This is a genomic window from Sphaerisporangium sp. NPDC051011 (assembly GCF_040653595.1).
GTDB lineage: Bacteria > Actinomycetota > Actinomycetes > Streptosporangiales > Streptosporangiaceae > Sphaerisporangium.
This window is the reverse complement of record NZ_JBFAGG010000006.1, coordinates 153,345-178,073: the sequence shown is the minus strand read 5'-3', so window position 1 is coordinate 178,073 and position 24,729 is coordinate 153,345. Positions and strand designations below refer to the sequence as shown.

The 24,729-nt window shown below is 72.1% G+C and carries 19 protein-coding genes; 13 read left to right on the top strand and 6 right to left on the bottom strand.

Going from position 1 to position 24,729, the window contains the following annotated elements:
• Positions 1-33: 33 nt before the first annotated feature.
• The gene (locus tag AB0H21_RS15955; RefSeq protein ID WP_358516804.1) at positions 34-1,008 is read right to left on the bottom strand and encodes a phosphotransferase; all 975 of its coding nucleotides are present in this window, start codon (positions 1,006-1,008) and stop codon (positions 34-36) included.
• A 71-nt stretch (positions 1,009-1,079) separates the two neighbouring features.
• On the opposite strand from AB0H21_RS15955, the gene AB0H21_RS15950 reads away from it, so the two are divergent.
• From AB0H21_RS15950 to AB0H21_RS15940, 3 genes are all read left to right on the top strand, one after another.
• Complete coding sequence (locus AB0H21_RS15950) at positions 1,080-3,479, top strand: FAD-dependent oxidoreductase (RefSeq protein ID WP_358516803.1); 2,400 nt, start codon at positions 1,080-1,082, stop codon at positions 3,477-3,479.
• A gap of 136 nt (positions 3,480-3,615) precedes the next feature.
• Complete coding sequence (locus AB0H21_RS15945) at positions 3,616-4,893, top strand: cytochrome P450 (protein ID WP_358516802.1); 1,278 nt, start codon at positions 3,616-3,618, stop codon at positions 4,891-4,893.
• 81 nt (positions 4,894-4,974) lie between these two features.
• On the top strand, positions 4,975-5,385 hold the full coding sequence (locus tag AB0H21_RS15940) for a RidA family protein (protein WP_358516801.1): 411 nt from the start codon (positions 4,975-4,977) through the stop codon (positions 5,383-5,385).
• Positions 5,386-5,436: 51 nt separating this feature from the next.
• On the opposite strand, the gene AB0H21_RS15935 is transcribed toward AB0H21_RS15940, so the two are convergent.
• Both AB0H21_RS15935 and AB0H21_RS15930 read right to left on the bottom strand, forming a co-directional pair.
• On the bottom strand, positions 5,437-6,324 hold the full coding sequence (locus AB0H21_RS15935) for a sugar kinase (protein WP_358516800.1): 888 nt from the start codon (positions 6,322-6,324) through the stop codon (positions 5,437-5,439).
• Positions 6,325-6,560: 236 nt separating this feature from the next.
• The gene (locus AB0H21_RS15930) at positions 6,561-7,469 is read right to left on the bottom strand and encodes a helix-turn-helix transcriptional regulator (RefSeq protein ID WP_358516799.1); all 909 of its coding nucleotides are present in this window, start codon (positions 7,467-7,469) and stop codon (positions 6,561-6,563) included.
• 264 nt (positions 7,470-7,733) lie between these two features.
• Here AB0H21_RS15930 and AB0H21_RS15925 point away from each other — a divergent pair, with 264 nt between their 5' ends.
• Positions 7,734-8,231: an ATP-binding protein gene (locus AB0H21_RS15925; protein WP_358516798.1), complete on the top strand. Its 498-nt coding sequence runs from the start codon at positions 7,734-7,736 to the stop codon at positions 8,229-8,231.
• Between the two features lie 24 nt (positions 8,232-8,255).
• On the opposite strand, the gene AB0H21_RS15920 is transcribed toward AB0H21_RS15925, so the two are convergent.
• Positions 8,256-10,586: an AAA family ATPase gene (locus AB0H21_RS15920; RefSeq protein ID WP_358516797.1), complete on the bottom strand. Its 2,331-nt coding sequence runs from the start codon at positions 10,584-10,586 to the stop codon at positions 8,256-8,258.
• Positions 10,587-10,815: 229 nt separating this feature from the next.
• On the opposite strand from AB0H21_RS15920, the gene dnaK reads away from it, so the two are divergent.
• The 7 genes from dnaK (at position 10,816) to AB0H21_RS15885 (ending at position 19,084) form a co-directional block, all read left to right on the top strand.
• A complete protein-coding gene (gene dnaK, locus AB0H21_RS15915; protein ID WP_358516795.1) occupies positions 10,816-12,705 on the top strand; it encodes a molecular chaperone DnaK in 1,890 nt (629 codons plus the stop codon).
• A gap of 103 nt (positions 12,706-12,808) precedes the next feature.
• Positions 12,809-13,441, top strand: coding sequence for a nucleotide exchange factor GrpE (locus tag AB0H21_RS15910; RefSeq protein WP_358516793.1), 633 nt, complete (start codon positions 12,809-12,811; stop codon positions 13,439-13,441).
• Positions 13,442-13,451: 10 nt separating this feature from the next.
• A complete protein-coding gene (locus AB0H21_RS15905; RefSeq protein WP_358516791.1) occupies positions 13,452-14,468 on the top strand; it encodes a DnaJ C-terminal domain-containing protein in 1,017 nt (338 codons plus the stop codon).
• Positions 14,469-14,542: 74 nt separating this feature from the next.
• On the top strand, positions 14,543-14,863 hold the full coding sequence (locus AB0H21_RS15900) for a chaperone modulator CbpM (protein ID WP_358516790.1): 321 nt from the start codon (positions 14,543-14,545) through the stop codon (positions 14,861-14,863).
• Positions 14,845-17,472: an ATP-dependent chaperone ClpB gene (clpB, locus tag AB0H21_RS15895; RefSeq protein WP_358516789.1), complete on the top strand. Its 2,628-nt coding sequence runs from the start codon at positions 14,845-14,847 to the stop codon at positions 17,470-17,472. Before AB0H21_RS15900 ends, clpB begins: the two co-directional genes overlap by 19 nt.
• Before the next feature lie 309 nt (positions 17,473-17,781).
• Positions 17,782-18,363 (top strand): ATP-dependent Clp protease proteolytic subunit, encoded by a 582-nt coding sequence (locus AB0H21_RS15890; RefSeq protein WP_358517304.1) that lies wholly within the window; start codon positions 17,782-17,784, stop codon positions 18,361-18,363.
• A gap of 46 nt (positions 18,364-18,409) precedes the next feature.
• The gene (locus tag AB0H21_RS15885) at positions 18,410-19,084 is read left to right on the top strand and encodes an ATP-dependent Clp protease proteolytic subunit (protein ID WP_358516787.1); all 675 of its coding nucleotides are present in this window, start codon (positions 18,410-18,412) and stop codon (positions 19,082-19,084) included.
• 222 nt (positions 19,085-19,306) lie between these two features.
• Here AB0H21_RS15885 and glnII read toward each other — a convergent pair whose 3' ends face one another.
• Positions 19,307-20,320 (bottom strand): glutamine synthetase, encoded by a 1,014-nt coding sequence (gene glnII, locus AB0H21_RS15880; protein WP_358516785.1) that lies wholly within the window; start codon positions 20,318-20,320, stop codon positions 19,307-19,309.
• A 456-nt stretch (positions 20,321-20,776) separates the two neighbouring features.
• On the opposite strand from glnII, the gene AB0H21_RS15875 reads away from it, so the two are divergent.
• On the top strand, positions 20,777-21,613 hold the full coding sequence (locus tag AB0H21_RS15875) for an NAD(P)H-binding protein (protein WP_358516784.1): 837 nt from the start codon (positions 20,777-20,779) through the stop codon (positions 21,611-21,613).
• Between the two features lie 16 nt (positions 21,614-21,629).
• Here the strand turns inward: AB0H21_RS15875 and AB0H21_RS15870 are convergent, their stop codons facing one another.
• On the bottom strand, positions 21,630-21,767 hold the full coding sequence (locus tag AB0H21_RS15870; protein ID WP_358516782.1) for a DNA polymerase ligase N-terminal domain-containing protein: 138 nt from the start codon (positions 21,765-21,767) through the stop codon (positions 21,630-21,632).
• Between the two features lie 190 nt (positions 21,768-21,957).
• Between AB0H21_RS15870 and AB0H21_RS15865 the strand changes: the two genes are divergently transcribed.
• A complete protein-coding gene (locus tag AB0H21_RS15865) occupies positions 21,958-24,666 on the top strand; it encodes a YfhO family protein (protein ID WP_358516780.1) in 2,709 nt (902 codons plus the stop codon).
• Positions 24,667-24,729 lie beyond the last annotated feature (63 nt).

Genomic DNA, 24,729 nt, shown 5'->3' with positions numbered 1-24,729 from the left:
TGAGTGGAGATGATGGTCGGGAAGAGCGGCGCTCTACCCGGGGCGGTCGGTCGGACGGGGAGGCGACGGCGGGCGGGGACGGGACGCGGGCCGTCGTCCCCGGGCGCCGTCGATGAGCGGGCCGAACCCGGGATCGTCCAGGTCGCGCACGGCCTGGGCGAACTTGTCGGCGGCTTCGGCGTCGTAGTCGAAGTCGGCCGCGGCGGCGTGTTCGGCGAGCAGGCCGTGGTGGACGCTGAACCACAGGGTCCAGGTGAAGTTGGACATGATCAGAAAAAGCTGAACTCTTGCCGCGGGATCCTCGTCGCCGAAGTACGCATTCGTCAACCTTTTGACCATTTCTTGGTCGTAGTCCGCCTCCGCCGCGATGTCGCCCAGCTCGAACGCCGGGTCGTAGTTGCCGGAGAGCTGGTAGTCGACGATGCGGACCGCCCTGCCGTCGAAGATGAAGTTCTCCGGCAGCAGGTCGTTGTGGCAGGGGACGTCCGGCGGGCGGCGCGCCTCCAGGGCCGCCTCGATCTCGGCCACCACCGGAAGCCGGTCTTCGAAGCCCTGGGGGATCTTCAGCCCGTGCGTGTGGCACAGGCCGAGCAGCTCCTCCAGCTTGCGGAAGATCGAGAAGTCGGTGGCGAAGCGCGGGCCCGCGTGCAGGCGGCGGCAGGCCTCCGCGATGCGCCCGGCCATGGCCGGGTCCCGTACGGCCGCCGCGTCCAGGGTGACGCCGTCGATGTATTCCAGCAGCACCGCGCCGGGCAGCCGCAGCAGCACCTTCGCGCCGACGCCGGTGCTCGCCGCGGACACCGTGTTGGCGATCTCCAGGTCGAGGGGGATGCCGAGCCCTACGGCGGATACGCGCGGGTCCAGGACGCGCAGCAGCCAGCGGTCGCCCTCGGCGGTCTCGACCAGGACGATCCTGTGGCTCAGGCCGCCCTTGATCTGGGTATGGGTGACCGGGCGGCCGGCCCAGGCCGTGACGAGTTCGAGTGCCGAGGTGAGGACATCTGGCACGCGAGCCTCCTTTGGTCTACCTTCAGACCATTGATCCGATTCTCCGGGCTGGTTGTTACACGGGGGTACCAATGGTGAAACTTCCCGCCGAGGCCCAGGCCGTGGTCGTCGGTGGAGGTGTCGCCGGATGCAGCGTCGCCTACCACCTGGCGCGACACGGCTGGACGGACGTCATCCTCCTCGAACGGCACGAGCTGACGGAAGGGACGACCTGGCACTCGGCGGGATTCGTCGGCCAGCTCAGGTCCACGGTCACCCAGACCCGCATGATCATGTACTCGGCCGGGTTGTACCCCGAACTGGCGGAGCTCACCGGCCTCGACCCCGGCTGGCACGGCGTCGGCGGGTTGCGGCTCGCCACCACCCCCGAGCGGCACGAGGAGCTGCTCCGCCAGGCCGGCGCCGCCGAGACGTACGGGCTCGACATGGAGCTGCTCTCGGCCGGCGCCGCGCGGGACATGCTGCCGCTGATGGAGGTCGCCGACGTGCGCGCGGCCCTGTGGCTGCCCGGCGACGGCTGGCTCGACCCCGCGAGCCTCGCCCGGGCCCTCGCGGCGGGCGCCGAGAAGCTCGGCGTGCGCATCGTGACCGGCGCCGAGGTGACCGGGCTGGACGTGCGGGACGGGCGCGTGCGCGGGGTGCGGGTCGGCGAGCAGGTCATCGCCACCAAGACCGTGGTGAACGCGGCGGGGGCGGCGGCCGGGACGATCGGGCGGCTGGCCGGGGTGGACGTGCCCATCGTGCCGATCAAGCACCAGTACGTCGTGACGCCGCCGTCCGGAGTGCCGGCGACCACGCCGACCGTGCGGGACCCGGACAACATCGTGTACTTCCGGGAGGAGGGCGGCGGCATCCTGGTGGGCGGGTACATCCGGAACCCGGAGATCTGGGACACGGCCGCGCCGCTGGCCGAGCCGCGCACGCTCTTCGACCCCGATATGCCGAAATTTCAGGAATCGTGGGACTCGGCGCGGCACCGCCTGCCCCACCTGCGCGACCTCGACGGCACCGAGTCCGGCGCGTTCGCCAAGGTCGTCCACGGCCCGGAGGCCTTCACCCCCGACGGCGAGTTCCTGCTGGGCGAGACCGCCGTCGCCGGGCTGTGGGTCGCCGCCGGGTTCTGCGTCCACGGCCTCGCCGCCGCGGGCGGGGTCGGCAAGGTCATGGCCGAGTGGATCGTCGACGGCTCGCCCGAGTACGACGTCTTCGGCATGGACATCCGCCGGTTCGGCGCCCACGCGCGGGGCTCCCGCTGGTCCCGGGCCAAGGCCCTGGACTCCTACAGCAAGTACTACGACATCGTGTACCCGGGGGAGGAGCGCACGGCCGCCCGCCCGCTGCGCCGCTCCCCGGCCTGGCCGCGCCACGCCGCCCTCGGCGCCGAGTTCGGCGAGAAGGCCGGCTGGGAGCGGGTGAACTGGTTCGCGCCGGGCCCGGAGGACGAGGGGGAGGAGTTCCGCCCCGCCGGGTGGGCCGGCCGCGTCTGGTCGCCCGCGATCCGCGCCGAATGTCTCGCCACGCGGGACGTCGCCGCCCTGTTCGACCAGACCTCCTTCGCCAAGCTGGAGATCAGTGGCCTGGCAGGCCTCCAGCGGCTGTGCGCGGGCGACCTGGACCGTCCCGTCGGCTCGGTCGTCTACACGCAGATGCTCAACGAGCGCGGCGGCATCGAGGCGGACGTCACCGTCACGCGGCTCGCCGAGGACCGCTTCCGCATGGTCACCGGTACGGCCTTCGGCGTCCACGACGCCGCCTGGCTGCGCCGCCACGGCCTGGACGTGCGGGACGTCACCTCCGCGTACGCCTGCTACTGCCTGTGGGGCCCGAAGGGGCCGGCCATCCTGGGCGAGCTGACCGGCGACGACCTGACCTTCGGCTACATGCGAGCCCGGGAGATCAGCGTCGGGTACGTGCCCGTGCTCGCCCAGCGCGTCACGTTCGCCGGGGAGTTCGGCTGGGAGCTGTACTGCCCCGCCGAGTACGGCCTGACGCTGTGGGACACGCTCATGGAGGCCGGCCTGCCGCACGGCATGCGCCCGGCCGGGTACCGCGCCCTCGACTGCCTGCGCCTGGAGAAGGGCTACCGCGTCTGGGGGCTGGACATCACGCCCGAGACCACCCCGATCGAGGCGGGCCTCGGCTTCGCCGTCCACCGGGACAAGGAGTTCCTCGGCCGCGACGCCCTCGGCGCGCCCGCCCGGACGCTGCGGTGCCTGGTGCTCGCCGACCCCCGGCAGGTGTGCCTCGGCGGGGAGCCGGTCCGGGTCGGTGGCGTCCCCGCGTCCCGGGTGACCAGCGGAGGGTACGGCCACCGCGTCGACCGCTCGATCGCCTACGCCTACCTGCCCGCAGGGGACGAGCCGGGCGACGTCGAGGTCGGCGTGAACGGCTCCTGGGTGGCCGCCGAGATCGTCTCCGAGCCGCTCTACGACCCGGGCAACAAGCGCGTTCGCGGCCTGCCGGGCACGTAGCGGCGCCGGACAGGGTTGAGGCGGGCCCGTGGCGTGAATACACACAACCTACGGGCCCTCGTCACCCGGCGCTCCGCCCGCCGAGCTGGAACGAGGCGAACTGACCACGCGCAACCTCACCCATAGGAGAGCGAGCATGGGCACTCCCGCCGCCGACGGCACCGGCCGCGATCCCGTGACGGTCAACCTCATGGATCCCGGCCTGATGGCGGATCCCTTCGCGGGCTACGGGCGCCTGCGGGAGGAGGCGCCGCTGGTCCGGGGCACGTTCTTCGGCCGTGGCACGCCGATGTGGCTGGCCACGCGGTACGAGGACGTCAAGATGGTGCTCGGCGACCATCGGTTCGTGAACAACCCGGCCAGCGTGCCGGGGCTGGACGTCGAGAACATCCGCCGGCGGGAGCTCGGGGCCCGCGGCATCCCCGCCGACTTGGCCGAGTACGTCCTGGAAAGCGTCCTGGACGCCGACGGCGCCGACCACATCCGCCTGCGCAGGCTCGTCTCGCGCGCGTTCACCGCCCGCCGGGTCTCCGAGCTGCGGCCCCGCGTGGAGCAGATCACCGAGGAACTCCTCGACCGGCTGGCGGCCACGGCCGAGGACGGCGTCGCCGACCTGATCGAGCACTTCGCCTACCCGCTGCCCATCACCGTCATCTGCGAGCTGGTGGGCATCCCCGAGGAGGACCGCCCGCGGTGGCGGGCGTGGGGCAAGGCACTGGTCACGCTGGAGAACGGCGGCATGGGAGAGGCCCTGCGCGAGATGGTGGCGCACATCCACGAGCTGATCGACCGCCGCCGCGCCGCGCCGACCGGCGACCTGCTGACCGGGCTCATCCGCGCGCACGACGAGGACGGCGACCGGCTCAGCGACACCGAGATGGTGACGCTCGTGCTCACGCTGGTCCTGGCCGGGCACGAGACGACCGCCCACCTGATCGGCAACGGCACCGCCGCGCTGCTCGCCCACCCCGGCCAGCTCGCCCTGCTCAGGAGCGACCCGGCGCTGATGCCGCGCGCCGTCCACGAGCTGATGCGCTGGTGCGGCCCTGTGCAGGCCACCCGCATGCGGTACGCGACCGAGGACCTCACGGTCGGCGGCATGCCGGTGCGCAAGGGCGAGACCGTGATGGCCGTCCTGGTGGGAGCCAACCACGACCCGCGCGCGTTCGACGACCCCGAACGCCTCGACATCACCCGCGAGCCGGAGGCGGGGCGCAAGGAGACCCACGTCGGCTTCGGCTACGGGCTGCACTACTGCCTCGGCGCGGCGCTGGCGCGCCAGGAGGGGGAGGTCGCGTTCGAGGCCCTGCTGCGGCGCTTCCCCGACCTGTCGCTGGCCGTCGACCCCGCCGACCTGGAGCGCCAGCCGATGCCCGGTTCCTGGAGGCTCGCCCGCCTCCCGGTGAAGCTCTGACCCTCTGGCATTGTTGTGCCGGTCCGTCCCTCATGCGGGGGACGACGCCCGGTACCGCAGTGCGAGCGAGAGGAACGCGCGATGACCCGCCGCTGGAGCCCCCAGGAGATCGCAGCGCCGGTCGGCCAGTACAGCCACCTGGCATCCGCGCCGCCCGGAGCGGAGCTGCTGTTCATCTCCGGTCAGATCGGCGCCCTGCCCGACGGCCGTATGGCCGGGCCGGACGCCGAGGCGCAGTCCCGCCAGATCTACGAGAACCTTGGCGCGCTGCTCGCCGTGGCCGGGTCCGGGCCCCGGCACCTGCTGCGGCTGTTCACGATGGTGGCGGGGGCCGAGCACCTCACGGGCGTCCGCGCGGGCCGCGCCGACACGTTCGCGAGGTGGTTTCCGGACGGCGACTGGCCCGCGCACTCGCTGATCGTCGTGAGCGCGCTGGCCTCGCCGGAGATCCTCGTCGAGGTGGAGGCGGTCGCGGTCGTCCCTGGCGGGTGAGCGCCGGTCCTTCGCGGGGTGAGCGCCGTCGGTTTCCGGGGGTGAGCGCCGTCAGAAGGTGAGGGGCGGGAGCTCGGACCTGGTCGGGAGGCCCTGCCAGGGGCTGGCGCTGGCGACCGTGAACGCGGCCAGCGCCGATCCCCGGCGCAGGCGGTCGGTGGGGTGCAGCTCCTCCAGCAGCCCGCTGAGGTAGCCGGCCGCGAACGCGCCCCCGGCGCCCAGCGGATCCACGACCGTGACCGGCGCGGCCTGGGCGTCGTAGCGCATGCCGTTGACGGTGGAGCTCGCGCCCTTGCCGCCCCGGGTGACGACCAGCTCGCGGATCGTCCCCATGACCGGCTCGATGAACGGGAGCTCGTCCTGGTTCACGAACAGGACGTCCGCGCCGGTCGCCAGCTCGGCGAGGGCCTCGGCGGCCTCCTGGCGGTCGGCCCAGAGCTGCGGCCGGTGGTTCACGTCCACCGACACCGTGACGCCGGCGTCCCTGGCGAGCTTGACGGCGTGGTGGGCGGCGCTCCAGGCGGTCCCGCTGAGCGCCGGGGTGATGCCCGTGACGTGCAGGACCTTGGACGACTGCACGGCGCGGGGCGGGATGTCGCCGGGGCCTAGTCGTGACCCGGCGGACCCGCCCCGGTAGTGGACGACGTGCCCGACCCGGCCGATGCGCCGCTGCCTGATCACGAGGCCGGTCGGCGCGGCGGGGTCGGACAGCGCGCAGGAGACGTCGACGCCCTCGCCCCGCAGCACCGTGAGCACGCGGGCGCCGAGCTCGTCGGCGCCGACCCGGCCGAGCCAGGTCACCGAGTGGCCCAGACGGGCCAGGCCGACGGCCAGCGTGAACTCGGCGCCGCCGACCTCGAGGCGGACGTCGGTGTCGTGGCGCAGGCGGTCGGCGGAGACGATGCCCAGCGCCTCCCCGAGCGTGAACACCTCGGTCATATCTGGATCACTTCCGCCATGCCGTTCGCGGCCTGCCCGCTTGATGGCGCAAAGCATGGCAGAGACCCATGACGCTTACAACGGAATGTGCGCGACCCGGTCTGGCCGGTCGCCGGTCGCGTCCGGAGATGTCCGGGAACATCCCGCCGCACGTCCCGCGCCGGTTCAGCCCGTGCCCGTCGGAGGGCGGTACATGCCTCGCCGGGTCTCGCCCCCTGGGGCCCGCTGGATCTCGCCTAGATCTCGTCGCGCAGGGCGGTGAGGAAGCGCCGCGACTCCGACGCCGTGGCGGCCTCGACGCACAGCCGGTCCATCACCCGCATGTAGGGGTCGGTCTCCTCGCGCTTGTCGAGGTAGAGCGCGCTGGTGAGCTGCTCCATGTAGACGACGTCGGGAAGCTCGGGCTCGGCGAAGCGCAGGATCGTGAACGGGCCGCCCGCCGCCGCGTGCCCGCCGTGACCGAACGGGATGACCTGGACGGTGACGGTGGGGATCTCGATCAGTTCCAGGAGCCGGTCGACCTGGGCGCGCATGATCGCGCGGCCGCCGAGCGGGCGGCGCAGCGCGGCCTCGTCCACCAGGGCCCACAGCCGCGGCCCGTCCGGGCCGGTCATGCGCTCCTGCCGGGTCATCCGCAGCGCGATGCGGCGGTCGATCTCCTCGGCGCTCGCGTTGGCGTGGCCGAGCTTGATGATCTCGCGGGCGTAGTCCTCGGTCTGGACGAGGCCCGGGATGAACTGGATCTCGTAGGTGCGGATGATGGAGGCGGCCTCCTCCAGCCCGACGTACAGCTCGAACCACGTGGGGAGCAGGTCGCTGAACTTGTGCCACCAGCCGGGGGCGTTGGCCTGGGCGGCGAGGGCGACGAACGTGCTCCGCTCGCCGGGGTCGGTCACGCCGTAGAGGGTCAGCAGGTCGGCGACGTCGCGGGTCTTGAACCCGACCCTGCCGAGCTCCAGGCGGCTGATCTTGGCGTGCGAGGCGCGGATGGCGTGGCCCGCCTCCTCGCGGCTGATGTCGCGGGCGGTGCGCAGGCGGCGGAGCTGGGCGCCGAGGAGGATCCGGAGCACGGTGGGACCGCCCCGTGAGTAGGCGAGGACATCGTTGTCCTCTGGCCGGTGTTCGGGACCGGGCGCCGACGTCATGGGAGCTCCCTGAGAGCCGTGGATCAGTTGATTGACGCGCCAGTGTCTCATCCCTCGTCGAGCGACGTACACAGCGGGTGATCGCGGCATATCTCACACTGATGCCGTTATGTGCACGTCATAGGGGTAGCCGTCGGGATTTCGTTGGAGAAAATTCGATCTGCACGTGCATCTGCTCTTGCACCCGTACGCCCAGTGAAGAAAGATTGACCTCCCACGTCATGCCCCCGACCGCGCCAACGGCCCAACGTAGCGAGGATCCCGATGACCGCACACCTGGTACGCCGGCAGAACGTGGTACGGGGTGAGGCTCCCTGGTGGCTCCTGCCGACGATGGAGTACAACCTGTGGGAGCCGGTGGACGCGGAGCTCTCCGGGCTGGGGCGCACCGGCACTTCGATCAAGACCGCGCGCGACTTCACCGTCGCCACGCTGAGCGACTGGGGTCTCGGGGAGCTGTCCTACGACGCGCGCGTGGTCATCTCCGAGCTGGTCACCAACGCGGTCCGGCACGCGGGCGAGCCGACCCGCGTCCGCCTGCTCCACCACGCCTCCCACCTGGTGTGCGTGGTCGCCGACCCCACCGACCGACCGCCCGTCGTCACCGACGCCGACTACTTCGCCGAGACCGGCCGCGGCCTGCGCCTGGTCGAGAGCCTGAGCTGCTCCTGGGGCTGGCGCCTGTTCGACGGCCGGGGCAAGCTCGTCTGGGCCGCCTTCACCACCCCCGCGACCCTCCACCAGCGCCGCGCCTCCGCCTGACCCCGGTCTCGCGCGGCCGGACCCCTAGCGTTCGAGGGTGCGCCCCTCTTCCAGGGCCAGGCGGGTCAGCTCGACCCGGGAGCCGACGCCCAGCTTGCGGAAGATCTGGCGCAGATGGAACGCCACCGTGTGCACACTGATGAACATCTGGTCGGCCACCTGCCGGTTCGTCCACCCCTCGGTGACCAGCAGCGCGACCGTGCGCTCGGTGTCGGTCAGGCTCGCCCAGCCGGACACCGGCCGGTCGGCGGTCGCCCAGTGCCGGTGGCGCACCCCCATCTCGCGCAGCCCGCGGCGCACGCGCGCCGCGTCCCTGACCGCCTCGGCCTCCTCGTAGCGGGCGAGCGCCCGTTCCAGCGCGCGCACGGCCCCCGGACGGTCGTCCCGGCCGGCGAGCTCCACCCCGAGGTCCTCGGCCGCCGACGCCCGCGCCCACGGGTCGCCGCCGCTCTCGCAGGCGGCCCGTAGTGCCTCCGCGTCGCGGTCGAGCAGCCCGCGGGCGTGCAGGGCCGCGGCGCCGGCGGCGGCGAACCCGGGGTTGCGGGCCGCGAGGTTCTCGGACGCGGCCGTCACCACCTCGGCGCCCGCGCGGTCCCCGGCGGCGAGGGCCAGCCTGACCAGCCAGGACGCGGCGTCGGGCTCGCCGGCCAGCACTCTGCGCGCCTCCCGGGCACCGGAGTAGAGGTGCGCCACGAGCTTGGCCGCCTCCACCGGGCCGTCACGCGCCTCGGTGGCCTGGGCGGCGACGATCGCGCACCACGCGGGCGTGACCGTCCCGGAGCCCGGCGGCTCCCGCGACGCCTCGGCGTGCCGGCAGGCCCCGCTCACGTCGCCCCTCCGCAGCGCCACGGTGGCGAGCACGGATTCGGCGAGCGGGCCGAACAGGCGCCTGCCGAGGCCGTCGGCGAGGTCGAGGGCGGCCCGGGCCTGCGCGGCGGCCTCGTCCAACCGGCCCGAGACCAGCTCAACGCGCGCCCGTACGGCGGCCGGACCCGCCGCCCACGCGACCTGTCCCAGCGCGTCGGCCTCCCGGCAGGCCTCCTCGACCACCGCACGCGCCTCGTCGGGCAGGCGCGCGTCGGCCAGCATCGAGGCCAGGGCCAGGCGCGGATGCGTCCGGGACGCCGGTCCCCTGTCCGCCCGCCGCACGGCCTCCCTGGCCAGCCGGAGCCCCTCGGCGAGACGGCCCGACTCCCACCGGATCACGGCCAGCACCACCATGGCCCCGGCGACCACGCCCTCGCCGCGCCCGTCCCCGGCCGCCCACACCGCAGGGCCGCCCCGGCCGAGCAGGACCCTCCCGGCCTGGTGGCGCAGCGCGTTGCGCACGGGCGCGGGCAGCCCCTCGGCGACCGCCCGCCACATCAGCTCGTGCCGGAACTCCAGCTCGTCGCCGGCGGCCGTGAGGACGCCCGCGTCCAGCGCCTCCTCGAACGCGGGCAGCAGCGTCGCCGCGTCCGTCCCCGCCAGCTCGGCCGCGTCCTCGGCGCGGAACGTGCGGCCGAGGACGGCCGCCGTCTCGACGAGCAGCCGGGTCTCGCGGCCGAGACCGTCGAGCATCGCGCGCGCGACGGCGAGGACCCGTTCGGGCGGCCGGTCGGACAGCAGCCGGGCGCGCCCGCACGCGACCTCGACGGCGCCCTCCTCGCGCAGGCCGGTCAGCAGCTCGGTGAGCAGGTGCGGGTTGCCCCCGGCGCTCGCGGCGAGCGCGAGCACGTCCGGGTCCGGCGCCGCGCCGAGCAGGTCGGACGTCAGCGCGGCCACCGCCTCCTCGTCCAGCGGGCCCAGCGCGGCGCGCGCCGCCCCGTCCCGTTCCAGCACGTCGAACAGGCGCCGCGCGTCCTCGTCCGGCCGCGGGCCGGGGGTCTCGGCGATGCCCGTGCGCCGGGCGAGCAGCCACACCACGGGCGCGTGCGCCAGCTCCCAGTGGAGCGTCCGCAGCGCCGCGAGCGTGTCGTGCCCTGCCCACTGCAGGTCGTCCAGGCAGACGAGCACCGGCCGGGTGGACGCGGCCTTCTCCAGCCGCGTCCGCAGCCGTTCCAGCAGGTGGAGCCGGGGGTCGCGCCAGTCGCCCGGCGCCTCGTCGTCGAGGAACTCGCCGACGGGTGGCTCGTCCAGGGCCCGGAGCAGTGGCGCCAGCGGGACGAACTCGCCGAGCCGCTCGGCCCCGCCGCTGATCGCCAGGAAACCCTCCTGGGACGCCCGCGCGGCCGCCTCGGCGAGCAGGGCGCTCTTGCCCGTTCCCGGCCCGCCCTCGACCAGAAGCGTGCCGCCCTTGCCCGTCCGGGCCGCCGTCAGCAGCCGGGTGACGGTGTGCCATTCGGGCCCGGGCGGTCGTGAATCGCGTCCGCGCATGCCTCCCCCCGCTCGCGGGGTCCGTCCGTTTTCCTCCACCGTACACATGGGCTGAGCTGGGCTTTCCTACCAGGTTGAAGGATGTGCCCGGTCGTTTCGCCGACCAATGTCGTATGTGGGCGTTCGTGGGGTCGCGCCCGCTTCGCGGGGCGGCCCCGCCGCGTCGGCGTGCACGCGACCGGGGGGTCACGGGACCGAGGGAAGTCTCGGGAGCCAGGGGGAGGACGCAATGGCCAAGGCAGTCGGAATCGATCTCGGTACGACCAACTCCGTCATCGCGACGACGGAGGACGGGCAGCCGGTCGTCATACCCAACGCGGAGGGCCAGCGGACCACGCCGTCGGTGGTGGCCTTCACCGAAACCGGCGAGCGCCTGGTGGGCCAGCTCGCCCGCCGCCAGGCCATCCTCAACCCCAAGGGCACGATCTACTCGGTCAAGCGCTTCATCGGACGCCGCTACGACGAAGTGCAGAGCGAGATCAACGCCGTGTCGTTCGACGTGGTGCCCGGGCCCGAGGGGGCCGTCCGGTTCAAGGTCAGGGACAAGCTGTACGCGCCGGAGGAGATCTCGGCGCTGATCCTGCGCAAGCTCGTCCAGGACGCCTCCAAGTTCCTCGGCGAGAAGATCACCGAGGCCGTCATCACCGTCCCCGCCTACTTCAACGACGCCCAGCGGCACGCCACCCGCGACGCGGGGAAGATCGCCGGCCTGGAGGTCATGCGGATCATCAACGAGCCGACGGCGGCGGCGCTCGCCTACGGCCTGGACAGGAAGGGCAGCGAGACCGTCCTGGTCTTCGACCTCGGCGGCGGGACGTTCGACGTCAGCGTCCTCGACATCGGGGAAGGCGTGATCGAGGTACGGGCCACCGCGGGCGACACCCACCTCGGCGGCGACGACTTCGACCGGCGCGTCGTGGACCACCTCGCCGACGAGTTCCAGCGCCAGGAGGGCATCGACCTGCGCCGGGACCCGCAGGCGCTCCAGCGGCTGTTCGAGGCGGCCGAGAAGGCCAAGGTGGAGCTGTCGTCGGTGACCCAGACGACGGTCGGCCTGCCGTTCATCACGGCGGACGCGAACGGGCCGAAGCACCTCAACACCACCCTGATGCGCTCGACGTTCGAGGAGATCACCCGCGATCTGGTGGAACGCACCATGGGCCCGGTGAAGCAGGCCATGGAGGACGCCAAGCTGACGGCCGACGACCTCGACGAGGTCATCCTGGTCGGCGGCTCCACCCGCATGCCGGCCGTGCAGAACATCGTGCGCCGCCTCACCGGCGGCAAGGAACCGAACATGACCGTCAACCCGGACGAGGTCGTGGCGGACGGCGCCGCGACCCAGGCCGGGGTCCTCAAGGGCGAGGTCAAGGACGTCCTGCTGCTCGACGTCACGCCCCTGTCGCTCGGCATCGAGACGCTCGGCGGCGTGATGACCAAGGTCCTGGAGCGCAACACCACCATCCCGGCCCGCCGCACCGAGACCTTCAGCACGGCCGAGGACGACCAGAGCGCCGTGGACGTGGTCGTTCTGCAGGGCGAGCGGGAGCGGGCGGCCGACAACCGGGCGCTCGGGCGGTTCCGGCTGGAGAACATCCGGCCCGCGCCGCGGGGCGTGCCGCAGGTCGAGGTCACCTTCGACGTGGACGCCAACGGCATCCTCAACGTCACCGCCAAGGACAAGGACACCGGCGGCGAGCAGCGGATCACCATCAGCGAGAGCTCCAACCTGGACAAGAGCGAGATCGACCGCATGGTGCGCGACGCGGAGGAGCACCGCAGCGAGGATCAGCGGCACCGCGAGGCGATCGACGCGAGGAACGAGCTGGACTCGGTGGCCTACCAGGTGGAGCGCAGGCTCACCGAGCTGGGGGACGCGGTGCCCGTGCACGAGAAGGCCCGTGCCGAGCAGCTCGTCGCCGACGCGCGGCAGGCCATCAAGGAGGAGGCCCCGACCGAGCGGCTGCGCGACCTGAGCTCCGAGCTGCAGCAGATCTACCACTCGTTGAGCGCCGTGTCGCCGCGGGGCGAGACCGCGGGCACGGGGGGCCGGCGGCAGGGCGGGACCGGCGGCGGGCAGGACGACGTCATCGACGCGGAGTTCACGACATCCGATTGAGGGCCCGTCGAACGGACATAGGGCTTATATCAGCAAATATCGGGCGTGCGTAGGCAGGGGTCGCGCCGCCGGCACGCATCGACTTGGACGGGCGTGGGCTGACATGGCTGATCAACACGACGAGGCGCCCAGGGCGACACGGGCCGGACCCGCCGAGCCCGCTGGGCCCGTCGAGCCCCCGGAGCCGCCGGGGTCCGGCGCCGGGACCTCGCGGACCTCCGAGACCGAGCCCCCTGAGACCGCCGAGAACTCCGTGGGGTCGCCGGTCGAGGACATGGAGGCGAAGCTCGCCGAGCTGGAGGACCGCTGGCTGAGGTCCGCCGCCGAGCTGGACAACTTCCGCAAGCGCATCGCCAGGGACGCCGAGCGCATCCGCATCGACGAGCGCGACCGCGTCACCCGGGACTGGCTGCAGATCGTCGACAACCTGGACCTCGCCCTCCGGCACGCGGGCGATACGGAGGGCACAGGGGAGTCGCGCCTGGTGAACGCCGCCGTCATCGAGGGCGTGCGCGCGGTGCGGGACCAGGCCGTCGGGCTCCTCGCCCGGCTCGGGTTCCGGCGTCACGACGAGGTCGGGGTGCCGTTCGACCCGGCCTTCCACGAGGCCATGGGCACGGTCGAGAACGACGAACTGCCCCCGGGGACGGTCATGGAGACCGTGCGCCCCGGCTACGGGGAGGGCGAGCGGCAGCTCCGCCCGGCGGCGGTGATCGTCTCGACCGCGCCGGAGTGAGGCGGCGACGATGGCCGCGCGCGACTACTCCAGCGATTACTACGAAGCCCTGGGCGTGCCGAGGACGGCCGACCAGGACGAGATCCAGCGCGCGTACCGCAAGCTCGCCCGCACCTACCACCCCGACGTCAACAAGGACCCATCGGCCGAGGAGAAATTCAAGGACGTCTCCGAGGCCTACGACGTGCTCTCCGACCCCGACAAGCGGCGCCGCTACGACGCGTTCGGCCCCGACTGGCGGTCGGTGCCCGAGGACGTCGACCCCCGCGCCTGGTCCCGGGCGCGCGCGGGAGCCGGAACGGGCTTCGGCGGCGGGCCGTGGGGCCGCGCCGGGCGCGCGTCGGCCGGGCAGGGCCGGGGCTTCCGCTTCGGCTCCGGGGAGGGCATCGACATCGACCTGGGCGACCTCCTCGGCGGCATGTTCGGCGGCGGGAGACACGGCGGCCGCTGGGGGCCCACCCCGGGAGCCGACCAGGAGGTCGAGCTGCCCCTCACCGTGGACGAGGCGTATCACGGAGGCCGCCGCTCGCTGACGATCCATGCGCAACAGGGCCATGCGCAACAGGGCCAGGGCCCGGGCGGGCCGAAGACGCTCCAGGTCATGATCCCCGCCGGGGTCACCGACGGCCAGCGGATCCGGCTGGCCGGCCAGGGCGGCACCGGCACCGACGGCGGCCGGGCGGGAGACCTGTACCTCATCGTCCGCCTCTCCGACCCCCGCTACCGCGTCGAGGGCCGCGACGTCTATGTCCCGCTGCCGCTCGCCCCGTGGGAGGGGGCGCTCGGCGCGACCGTCGCCGTCGACACCCCCGCAGGTGAGGCCAAGGTCAAGGTGCCGCCGGGCACCTCGACCGGCCGCCGCCTGCGCCTGCGCGGCCGCGGCCTCCCCAACCCGAAGGGCGCCCCCGGCGACCTGTACGCCGAGGCCCGCGTCATGGTCCCGCCCCACCTCACCGGCGAGGAGCGGGAGCTGTTCGACCGGCTGGCGCGGGCGTCCACCTTCAACCCGAGGAGGGGGACGCCATGAGCGAGGCGGGTCCCGTGAGGCCGAGCGAGGAGAGGAACACGGGGAACACGGCGAACGTGGGGAACGTGGGGAACATGGCGACGTCACTCGTCCGGGCGCCCGGCATCGGCCTGGAGGCGTTCGCACGGGCCGGCGGGCTCCACCCCGACCAGGTGAGACGGCTGGTCCGGCTGGGGCTGCTCGATCCCGTGGACGCGTCCGGGACGGACATGAGATTCCCGCCCTCCCAGCTCGTCCAGCTCGGCAGGATCGAACGCCTGCACGCGGGGCTCGCGCTCAACTACGCGTCGCTCGGCGTCGTCCTCGACCTGCTCGACCGCATCGAGCGGCTCGAGGACGCCCTGCGGCACCGTCCACCACCTACGGGAGTCACATCGTGGACCCGAACCGACTGACCCAGAAATCACAAGAGGCCCTGCACGACGCGCAGACCAAGGCCATACGCTTCGGGCACACGGAGGTCGACGGCGAGCACCTGCTGCGGGCGCTGCTCGACCAGTCCGAGGGGCTGGTCCCCCGGCTGATCCTGGCGACGGGCGGCGACCCCGACAAGCTGCGCCTGGAGCTCGCCGCCGAGCTGGAGCGGCGCCCCCACGTCAGCGGCCCCGGCGCCTCGCCCGGCGAGGTGTACGTCACCCGGCGCCTGTCGCGGCTGTTCGACACCGCGGACGCCGAGGCCAGGCGGCTCAAGGACGAGTACATCTCCGTCGAGCACCTGCTGCTGGCGCTCGTGGAGGAGGGCCCGGAGACGGCGGCGGGCCGCCTGCTGCACGGCCAGGGGCTCACGCGAGACCGCCTGCTCGATGCGCTCACCCGGATCCGCGGCAACCAGCGCGTCACCTCGGCCACCCCGGAGGTCGCCTACGAGGCGCTGGAGAAGTACGGCCGCGACCTGGTGGCGGACGCGCGGGCGGGCAAGCTCGACCCCGTGATCGGGCGCGACACCGAGATCCGCCGGGTGATGCAGATCCTGTCCCGCAAGTCCAAGAACAACCCCGTGCTCATCGGCGACCCCGGCGTCGGCAAGACGGCGATCGTCGAGGGGCTCGCCCAGCGCATCGCCCGCGGCGACGTCCCCGAGGGGCTGAAGGACAAGACGATCTTCGGCCTCGACATGGGCGCGCTGATCGCGGGCGCGAAGTACCGCGGCGAGTTCGAGGAGCGGCTGAAGGCCGTCCTGACCGAGGTCAAGGCGTCCGAGGGACGGATCCTGCTGTTCGTCGACGAGGTGCACAACGTCGTCGGCGCGGGCGCGGCCGAGGGCGCGATGGACGCCGGGAACATGCTCAAGCCCATGCTGGCCCGGGGCGAGCTGCACCTGATCGGCGCCACCACGGTCGCCGAGTACCGCAGGTACATCGAGAAGGACGCGGCCCTGGAACGCCGCTTCCAGCCGGTCTTCGTGGACGAGCCGTCCGTCGAGGACGCCATCTCGATCCTGCGCGGGCTGCGCGAGCGGTTCGAGGTGTTCCACGGCGTGAAGATCCAGGACGGTGCGATCGTCGCCGCCGTCGTCCTGAGCCACCGGTACATCACCGACCGGTTCCTCCCCGACAAGGCGATCGACCTGGTCGACGAGGCCTGCGCGATGCTGCGCACCGAGATCGACTCGATGCCCGCCGAACTGGACGAGCTCACCCGCCGCGTGACGCGCCTGGAGATCGAGGAGGCCGCGCTCTCCAAGGAGGACGACCCGGCGAGCGGGCGGCGGCTGGAGTCGCTGCGCCGCGAGCTGGCCGACCTGCGGGCCGAGGCGGACGCCATGCGCGCGCAGTGGGAGGCCGAGCGGCACGCCCTGAAGAAGGTGCAGCAGCTCCGCCAGGAGATCGAGACCGTGCGGCGCGAGGCGGAGCGGGCCGAGCGCATGTACGACCTCAACCGGGCCGCCGAGCTCACGCACGGCAGGCTCCCGGAGCTCCGGCACAAGCTGGCCGTCGCCGAGGAGCAGCTTCAGTCCAAGCAGGGCGGGCACCGGCTGCTGCGCGAGGTCGTCACCGAGGACGAGATCGCGGGCATCGTGTCCCGCTGGACCGGCATCCCGATCACCCGGCTGAAGGAGGGCGAGCGCGAGAAGCTGCTCAAACTCGACGAGGTCCTGCACCAGCGGGTCATCGGCCAGGACGAGGCGGTCGACGCGGTGGCCGACGCGATCATCCGCGCCCGGTCGGGTATCAAGGACCCGCGCCGGCCGATCGGCTCGTTCATCTTCCTCGGCCCGACGGGGGTGGGGAAGACCGAGCTGGCCAAGGCCCTCGCCGAGGCGCTGTTCGACAGTGAGGAGAACATGGTCCGCGTCGACATGAGCGAGTACCAGGAGCGGCACACGGTCAGCAGGCTCGTCGGAGCCCCTCCCGGCTACGTCGGGTACGAGGAGGGCGGCCAGCTCACCGAGGCCGTGCGGCGCAAGCCGTACTCGGTCGTGCTGTTCGACGAGATCGAGAAGGCGCACTCGGACGTCTTCAACACCCTGCTCCAGGTCCTGGACGACGGGCGGCTGACCGACGCCCAGGGCCGTACGGTGGACTTCCGCAACACCGTGATCATCATGACGTCGAACATCGGGTCGCACTACCTGATCGACGGCGTGACGCCCATGGGCGAGATCGAGCCGGAGGCCCGCGACCTGGTCATGGCCGAGCTGCGCACGCGGTTCCGTCCCGAGTTCCTCAACCGCGTCGACGACACCGTGCTGTTCAAGCCGCTGACCGAGCCGGAGATCGAGAAGATCGTCTCGCTGATGTTCGACGACATCAGGGCGCGGCTGGCCGACCGGCGGATGACCCTGGACGTCACCGAGGCCGCGCTGAGGTTCATCGCCGAGCAGGGCTTCGACCCCGTCTACGGCGCCCGGCCGCTGCGCCGCTTCATCGCCCGCGAGGTCGAGACCCGCGTCGGCAGGGCCCTGATCGCCGGGGACGTCCGCGACGGCGCCCTGATCCACGTGGACGTCGCCGACGGCCACCTCACCGTCGGCTACGAGAGCCCCTCGGAGTGGGGCGGGTGATCACCGATGCCGGGGCCGAACCAGCGCGTGCGTGCCCGGGTGCTGGGGGAATGTCGTGGATTCGTTCTCAGCGAAATTCGTCCAGAGCGTAATCGGCGTCCAGGAAATGTGCCCTCAGTGAAAAAGGTGTCCGCCCGGTCGGATATCTGGCAGCGTTAAGTCACCTTATGGCGCGCGTAAAAGCCCGTCATTACCAGGCGACTAATCTCTGGGAGCAGGTGACCAACGGTGACCCCGAGGCGTTCTTCCCGTGACCCGTTCACGACCACCTTCGAGACCGGCTCGCACCCCGTCCAGGTGCAGCAGCCGATGATGGACCCGCTGAGTCAGCGCCTGCTGCGCGAGCGCATCATCTTCCTCGGCCAGGAGGTCGACGACGAGATCGCCAACCGCATCTGCGGCGAGCTCCTCCTGCTCTCCGCCGAGGACTCCGAGCGTGAGATTTTCCTTTACATCAACTCCCCGGGCGGCTCGGTGTCGGCGGGGCTGGCGATTTACGACCTGATGCAATACATCCCGAACGAAGTCTCGACGGTGGCGATGGGCCTCGCCGCCTCGATGGGCCAGTTCCTGCTGAGCGCGGGCACCCACGGCAAGCGGTACGCGCTGCCGCACGCCCGCATCATGATGCACCAGCCGCTCGGCGGCATCGGCGGCACCGCGGCCGACATCAAGATCCAGGCCGAGCAGATGCTCCACACCAAGAAGACCCTTGCCGAGCGCACCGCCTTCCACACGGGGCAGACCGTCGAGCAGATCGAGTCCGACTCCGACCGCGACCGCTGGTTCACCGCCTACGAGGCCAAGGACTACGGGCTGGTCGACCACGTCGTGCCGAGCGCCAGGCTCGTGCCATCCGAAGGCCCGGTCTCCTCGCCGTCCCCGGCATGATCCCCGGACCGGTGGCGACCTCAGAACCCCGCGAACGGAGGCGATCATGAGCGATTCGACAATGCCCGGCTTCTCCGGCGAAGTGGCGCCGATCCACGGCCGGTACGTCCTGCCGTCCTTCACCGAGCGCACGACGTACGGCGTCAAGGAGATGAGCCCGTACAACAAGCTCTTCGAGGACCGCATCATCTTCCTCGGGGTGCAGATCGACGACACCTCGGCCAACGACGTCATGGCCCAGCTCCTCACGCTGGAGTCGCTCGACCCCGACCGTGACATCAGCATCTACATCAACTCGCCGGGCGGCTCGTTCACCGCCATGACGGCGATCTACGACACGATGCAGTTCGTCAGTCCCGACGTCCAGACCGTCTGTATCGGCCAGGCGGCGTCGGCCGCGGCCGTGCTGCTGGCGGCGGGTGCGCCCGGCAAGCGTTTCGCGCTGCCGCAGGCGCGCGTCCTGCTCCACCAGCCCGCGATGCAGGGCACGTACGGGCAGTCGAGCGACATGGAGATCGCGGCCCGCGAGATCCTGCGCATGCGCGCCCTGCTGGAGGAGCTCGTGGCCCGCCACTCCGACAAGCCGGCCCACGTCTTGCGCCGCGACATCGATCGCGACAAGATCCTCACCGCCGAGGAGGCCAAAGAGTACGGCCTGATCGACGAGGTGTTCTTCCCCCGGAAGCGCGTGGCGGCGGGTCCGCCCACGGTGGTGCGCTGACTGTTCGCCACACCGTCGGGCGCTTACGCTGCGCCTGCCGTAGCATGCTGACGGGCCGATCACCGTGATGCGATGACAACACGCCGAAGGCGCCCGCCCCAGATGATCCGGGGAACGGGCGCCTTCGTGTGGTCCCGAGTCGCCGACCGTCGGATGGTCCGGTCGTCGATTCGATCGCCGGCCCGGTCACGTCAGACGGACCCGGCCGGCCTTCTCGTCACGTCAGACCTGGCCGGCCTTCTCCAGGGCCGCGCAGCAGGTGTCCACGATCAGGCGGGTCACCACGTACGGGTCGCAGTTGGCGTTCGGGCGGCGGTCCTCGATGTAGCCGTGCTTGTCGATCTCGACCTGCCACGGGATGCGGACCGACGCGCCGCGGTCGGCCACGCCGTAGCTGTACTCGCTCCACGGGGCGGTCTCGTGCATGCCGGTGAGGCGGTGCTCGATGCCCGCGCCGTACCCGTCGATGTGCTCGGCGGCCTTCTCACCCAGCGCCTCGCAGGCGGTGATGATCGCGTCGTAGCCCGAGCGCATCGCCGCGGTCGAGAAGTTGGTGTGCGCGCCCGCGCCGTTCCAGTCGCCCTTCACCGGCTTGGGGTCGAGCGTGGCGGACACGTCGAATTCCTCGGCGATGCGGTAGAGCAGCCAGCGGGCGACCCAAAGCTGGTCGGAGACCTCCAGCGGCCCGCCCGGGCCGACCTGGAACTCCCACTGGCCCGGCATGACCTCGGCGTTGATGCCGGAGATGGCGAGGCCGGCCTCCAGGCAGGCGTCGAGGTGCGCCTCGACGATGTCGCGGCCGTACACCTCGTCGGCGCCGACGCCGCAGTAGTAGAAGCCCTGCGGGGCGGGGAAGCCACCGACCGGGAAGCCGAGCGGGCGGCCCTCCTTGAAGAAGGTGTACTCCTGCTCGATGCCGAACCAGGAGTCCTGGTCGGCGAACCGCTCGGCGACGGGGGCGAGCTGCGCCCGCGTGTTGCTCTTGTGCGGGGTCATGTCGGTGAGCAGCACCTCGCACAGCACGAGGACGTCGTCACCGCCACGGATCGGGTCCGGGCAGGTGAAGACCGGCTTGAGGACGCAGTCGGAGTTCTTGCCGGGGGCCTGGTTCGTGCTCGACCCGTCGAAGCCCCAGAGAGGCAGTTCCGCGCCGTCGGCAAGGATCTTCGTCTTGGAACGAAGGCGTGCGGTCGGCTCGGTGCCGTCGATCCAGATGTACTCGGCCCTGTAGGTCACTTCGATCCCTTCGGCAAGGCGGACAGTGGCGTGATGGAGCGGGACTCGACGAACTCTCCGCGCTTCCTCGCAACGCCGACGTTGCCAATCAGCCGTTTCAAGGCTGTTGCCCGTTTATAAACGCCGTGTGAAATCGGTCGCGGTCCAGCGTGTCTTCCGTCACACATCGTCCCTGGTCAGGTACCCCGCCTGGGTGTTCCCGGCCGCGGAGCCATCAAGCTCAAGATCTGGAAAGGGATGACCGTGCCGCCGCTCCGGCCCGCCGTCGCCTAGTCTGAGGATCATGGCCAGAAGTTCCTGGTCAGCCAGGTCGAGATCGGGCCACGTTCACGGCATGGACGCTCGCGCCCGGAACACCGGGCGAACGGCACGGAAGCTCGCACGTGCGCCCGGGGTGGTGGTTCTCCGTGCCGCCTCTCGATCTTTCGCCGTTCGGTACGTGTCTGGAGGAAGCTCATGATCCTGGTCACCGGAGCCACGGGCAACGTCGGTCGCGAGGTCGTCGACCAGCTTCTCGCGGCCGGGCACGACGTCCGCGCCCTCACCCGCGACCCCGGGACCGCGCGCCTGCCCGGCGGCGTGGAGGTCGCGGCCGGCGACCTCACGCTGCCCGAGACGCTCCCGGCGGCCCTCGACGGGGCGACCGCCGTGTTCCTGTTCCCCGTGCCCGGCAGCGCGCCCGCGTTCCTCAAGGCCGCCAAGGACGCCGGCGTCCGCAGGGTGGTGCTCCTCTCCTCCATGGCCGTGGACGACGACGCCGAGGTGCAGTCCAACCCGATCGCCGCCTTCCACGCCGTCATCGAGGACGCTGTGGCCGGGTCGGGCCTGGAATGGACGTTCCTGCGCCCGGGTGCCTTCGCGGCCAACTCCTACCAATGGGCGGAGCAGGCCAAGGCCGGTGACGTGGTCCGCGTCCCCTTTCCCGGGGCGGTCACCGCGCCGATCGACGAGGCCGACATCGCCGCCGTGGGCGTACGGGCGCTGACCGAGGACGGCCACAACGGCGCGAAATACGCCCTCACCGGCCCCGAGCAGCTCACCCAGACCGACCAGGTCCGCATCATGGGCGAGGTCCTCGGCCGGCCGCTGCGCGTGGAAGAGCTGCCCGCGGAGGTCGCGCGGGAGCGCATGATCAAGCACACCCCCGCGGAGATCGTCGACACGTTCCTCGACATGTTCGCCAAGTTGGTCGGCGGCGAGGCCCTGGTAACCGGCACCGTCCAACAGGTGACCGGCCGCCCCGCCCGCACCTACGCCGAGTGGGCCCAGACCCACGCGAACGCCTTCCGCTAACCCCGCCCCGGCCGCTCTAGGCCCAGTCCTTGGCTCCCCCCGGGGTCGTCCAGTCGAGCGGGAGGCCCTTCGGGATCGCCCAGGAGACGAGCACGCCCTCGCGCTCCAGCCGGAAGTCCCAGTGCAGGCGGCGCGCGTGGTGCTCCTGGACCACGAACGTGTCGTCGCGGCCCCGCGGAAACGGCCCGGGCCCGGGTACGGGTACGGGTGCGTACTCTCGGGTGTGATGTTCGCGCGGGTTCGACCGAACGGCTCACCGGTTGTAACGAAGATCGGCTATGGTGCGTCTGGCCGCAGGCGCCATCTGGCCGCAGTCGATGCTCGCGTGACGCCCGTGAGGACCTTTGACGACGCAGGAAGTGCACCAGCCACCCGCCACCGTCTCCGCGTACCAGCAGGACCGGCAGGCAGGCGACCGCAGTAGCCGCCTTACCCGCTGGACACGACTTCGTGACCGGGCGCTGCCGTGGACGCTCGTCGCCGGCCCCCGCCTCCAGGCGGCCTTCATGGCCGGGATGCTCGCGCTGATCGGCCTGTGCGTGGGCGACGCCGTCGCGGGGTTCTTCCCGTTCGGCGCCTCCACTCGCAGCGTCAACGACCTGGGCAACCAGTACATCCCGTTCTACGCGTACTACTGGGATGTCCTGCACGGCCACGCCCGCGGCGACCTTTTCGTGAACTGGGCGTCCGGTTTCGGCTCCAGCTACCTGCCGGACGTGTTCTACTACCTGGCCAGCCCGTTCTCGTTCCTCATCGCCCTGTTCCCGCGCGACCAGATCGACCTGGCCGTGTACGTTCTCACGGTCGCCAAGATCGCCACCGCGGCGGCCGTCATGGCCCTGTATCTGCGCTGCCTCAGCGTCCGCGGGCGGCTGCGCTCCGGCTGGGCGGCCGTCTTCGGCGCCGCGTACGGCCTGTGCGGCTGGGCCGTGACCGACGCCGCCTACAACCCGATGTGGCTGGACGGCCTGATCGCCTTCCCGCTGCTCTGCCTCGCCGCCGAGTGGGCCCTGGCCCGCCGCCACCCCGTCCTCGGCACGCTGTGCGTGGCCTTCACCTGGGCCTGCAACTTCTACACCGCGTACTTCGCCATGATCGGCGCCGCCGTCGTGCTGCTGATCCGGCTGGTGTCCGAGCACCGTCCCCTGCGCGACCGGCTGCGCATCTCGGGTCGCGCGCTGCTGTGCGGCGGGCTCGGCGTGGGCCTGGCCGCGCCTATCGTGCTGGTCGTCTTCAGCGCGGCCCGCGACACGTGGCCGGTGGCCTCGAGGATGTTCATCTCCGTCGACGCGGCTCCTCTGCTGGGGCGGCTGCTCGCCGGCAGCTACGCGTTCAGCTCGCCCGCGCTGTTCGTGGGCACCTTCGCGCTGTTCGCCGCGCTGACCCTCCCGTTCAACCCGGCCGTGCCGCCGCGCGTCCGCGTGGCATGGACGGTCGCGATCATGCTGGTCCTCGGCTCCATGCTGTGGGAACCGACCGTCCACCTCTGGTACGCCTTCACCAATCCCAACGGCAGCTACTACCGCCAGGCGTTCGTGCTGTGCGGCCTGCTCGTGATCGCGGGCTGGAAGTCGTTCTCGTACGGTGTCCCGCGCCCGTACGCGCTGGTGTGCGCCGCCGTCCTGCTCGGGGCGGCGGTCTGGGGCGCGTCCCGATGGCAGAACGCGACCCCGCACATGATCCAGTGGACGGTCGTCACCGCAGCCGTGGGCGCCGTGCTGTACCGCACGCTGACGCTGGTGCGGGGCCGGGGCCCGGCTATGCACCACGGCGTGGCCGTCGCCCTCCTGGCGCTCCTCGCGACCGTCCAGACCGTCGAGGCGGCGGTCAACGTGGCACTGGTGGACGCGCGGCGCGCCGACTTCCTCCACAACTACGCGACCCGCGGCCCGTGGCCGGAGAGCCTGCGCGCGGTCGTGGTGTCCGCCGACCGCTGGCCGGCGTACCGTACGGATCCGGGGGAACCGCGCATAACGGCCAACGACCCGCAGTTCCTCGGCGGCGAGGGCGCGGAGTACTACAGCAGCATGACGTCCACCGCGCTCATCGACACCCTCGCCCACCTCGGTTTCGGCTGGACGTCACGCGGACGTGCCCCCAAGAGCATGGACAACCCGGTCACCGACACCGTCTTCGCCATCGGCGCCCGCGCCCACTCGCGCCAGGTGACCCATCCCATGGGCCTGCGGCGGGCAGCCGAGCCCCAGACGGAGGTGACCCTGACCGTCCGCACGACCGCGCCCCTGGTGACCGTACGGCCACCGTCCCAGCGGCCGCCGCGCTACGGCCACTCGCCCTTCCGCAACCAGGAGCTCCTGCTGGGCGCCCAGGTGTACGACCTTCCCGCCACGACGTACCTGCGCAAAGACGGCACACCGCTCCCCGGGAACCCCGACGGCTCGCTCCAGACCATCCCCGACCCGGTCCGGACCCCCTCGTACCCGTACATCCTGCGCGCCACGTGCCGCCCCGGAGACGAGGTCTACCTCCACGCCCCCGAGTTCTCCGGCGCCGCGACGCTGGCCGGCCGCGACCCGGTCTCCTTCACCGGCGTCGCCGGCCAGAGCCGCGCCTCGATCCAGAAGCTCGGCACGGTCCCCGGCAGCGGCCGCCTGAAGGTCAAGCTGCGCCCGTACCTCGTCAGCCGGGTGCCCGCCCAGGCGCTGGCCTGCCTGGACCCCGCCCGCCTGGCCGAAGCCGTCCGCCACCTGCGAGCCACGGGCGCGACCCGGGTCGATGTCTCGGGCCACACCCTGAAGGCCACGCTGCCCCCCGCCGCCACGGGCACGGCCGTGGTCGCCGTCCCGGCCATCACGGGCTGGACCTGCTCCCTCGGCCCCGGCCCCCGCAGCCGTCCCGGCCAGTACCTCGGCCTCCTCGCCATCCCCCTGAACGGCAAGGAAACCTCCCTGACCTGCTCCTTCACCCCGCCGGGCCTGGGAGTGGGCCTGCTGATCTCCGGCGCGGCCCTGCTGACCGGCGGCGTCCTCTACGTGGGCCGTCGCGCACTCCGCCGCAGGCGAACCCTGCCCAGGCCCGCGCCCGCGACATGAGCCGGGGCACCGCCTAGCTGGGATGATGCCGTAGGCCATGGCGGTCGTCCCGGTGAAGTCGGC

Coding starts and splice junctions, on each gene's coding strand:
- AB0H21_RS15950 (WP_358516803.1), top strand. CDS start 1,080: ATGGTGAAACTTCCCGCCGAGGCCCAGGCCGTGGTCGTCGGTGGAGGT.
- AB0H21_RS15945 (WP_358516802.1), top strand. CDS start 3,616: ATGGGCACTCCCGCCGCCGACGGCACCGGCCGCGATCCCGTGACGGTC.
- AB0H21_RS15940 (WP_358516801.1), top strand. CDS start 4,975: ATGACCCGCCGCTGGAGCCCCCAGGAGATCGCAGCGCCGGTCGGCCAG.
- AB0H21_RS15935 (WP_358516800.1), bottom strand. CDS start 6,324: ATGACCGAGGTGTTCACGCTCGGGGAGGCGCTGGGCATCGTCTCCGCC.
- AB0H21_RS15930 (WP_358516799.1), bottom strand. CDS start 7,469: ATGACGTCGGCGCCCGGTCCCGAACACCGGCCAGAGGACAACGATGTC.
- AB0H21_RS15925 (WP_358516798.1), top strand. CDS start 7,734: ATGACCGCACACCTGGTACGCCGGCAGAACGTGGTACGGGGTGAGGCT.
- AB0H21_RS15920 (WP_358516797.1), bottom strand. CDS start 10,586: ATGCGCGGACGCGATTCACGACCGCCCGGGCCCGAATGGCACACCGTC.
- dnaK (WP_358516795.1), top strand. CDS start 10,816: ATGGCCAAGGCAGTCGGAATCGATCTCGGTACGACCAACTCCGTCATC.
- AB0H21_RS15910 (WP_358516793.1), top strand. CDS start 12,809: ATGGCTGATCAACACGACGAGGCGCCCAGGGCGACACGGGCCGGACCC.
- AB0H21_RS15905 (WP_358516791.1), top strand. CDS start 13,452: ATGGCCGCGCGCGACTACTCCAGCGATTACTACGAAGCCCTGGGCGTG.
- AB0H21_RS15900 (WP_358516790.1), top strand. CDS start 14,543: ATGGCGACGTCACTCGTCCGGGCGCCCGGCATCGGCCTGGAGGCGTTC.
- AB0H21_RS15890 (WP_358517304.1), top strand. CDS start 17,782: ATGATGGACCCGCTGAGTCAGCGCCTGCTGCGCGAGCGCATCATCTTC.
- AB0H21_RS15885 (WP_358516787.1), top strand. CDS start 18,410: ATGAGCGATTCGACAATGCCCGGCTTCTCCGGCGAAGTGGCGCCGATC.
- AB0H21_RS15875 (WP_358516784.1), top strand. CDS start 20,777: ATGATCCTGGTCACCGGAGCCACGGGCAACGTCGGTCGCGAGGTCGTC.